The sequence below is a fragment of the Corallococcus sp. 4LFB genome (assembly GCF_046520365.1).
Lineage (GTDB): Bacteria > Myxococcota > Myxococcia > Myxococcales > Myxococcaceae > Corallococcus > Corallococcus caeni.
Map to the genome: position 1 here is coordinate 1 of NZ_JBKGHJ010001076.1, position 1,005 is coordinate 1,005.

At 76.3% G+C, this 1,005-nt stretch carries 1 protein-coding gene; it reads left to right on the forward strand.

Going from position 1 to position 1,005, the window contains the following annotated elements:
* Nucleotides 1–175: 175 nt before the first annotated feature.
* The coding region (locus tag ACLEQD_RS44155) for a tetratricopeptide repeat protein (RefSeq protein WP_410391894.1) at nt 176–1,005 on the forward strand (830 nt) is incomplete at its 3' end.

A 1,005-nucleotide genomic window follows, 5' to 3' on the forward strand; every position in this document is an offset into this window, starting at 1 on the left:
CTGCGGGGGCACCGACGGGCGCCTTCGCGGCGGCGGCGGGAGGTGCTGGAGGAGGCCGTGCGGGTCGCGGAGGCCGGACACGACGACGAGACCGCCGCGCACGCCTCGGAACCGCCTCCTCTACACGGAAGGCGAGGGGCTGGGCCTGCTGAAGGAGGCCCAGCGCACCGCGCGCATGGCGGAGGCCGCCCTGGCCCGGCTGGGACCCGAGGGCTCCGCGGAGGTGGCGTCGGAGCTGCACCGCTACCGCAGCGCCCTCAGCTACCGGCAGGGCGAGTTCGCGCGGGCCCTGGCCGACGCCGAGCAGGCCCTGACGCTGCTGGAGCACGCGGAGGGCGCGCAGGACGAGGCGCTCGCGGAGTCCCTCATCGGCATGGGCCGGGCCCTCAACAGCCTGGGCCGCTATGCGGACGCGGAGCGGCACTACGCCCGCGCCCTGTCCCTGGTGGACGCCGTCTACGGACAGGACCACCCGCTGCGCGCGGCGTACCTCAACAACCTGGCCACCGCGCTGCGGCTCCAGGGCCGGGTGGCCGAGGCGGTGGAGCGCTACCGCGAGGCGCTGGTCCTGGGGGAGCGCCACTACGGGGCGGATCACCCCACCACCTGTGTCATGCGCACGAACCTGGGCGACGCGCTCGCGTTGCAGGGGCGGCTGGAGGAGGCGCTGGCGCACTACGAGCGCGCCCGGACCGGCCTGAGCGGCGGCGGGGACGGGGAGCGGTTGCGGCTGGCCGCCGTGCTGTTGAGCCTGGGCAACGCGCGCTCGGACCTGGGCCAGCTGCCGGAGGCGGAGGCCGTCTACCGCGAGGCGCTCGCGCTCCAGCTGGCGCAGCTGGGCCCCCGGCATCCGGACGTGGCCCTGTCGCGCAACAACCTGGGCGCGGTGGCGCTCGACGCCGGCCACCTGCGCGAAGCGCGCGAGCACTTCGAGGCGGCGCGGGAGCTGTGGGAGGCCGCGCGTGGGTCCGCGGCACCCGAAGGTGGCGAGCGCCTGTACAACCT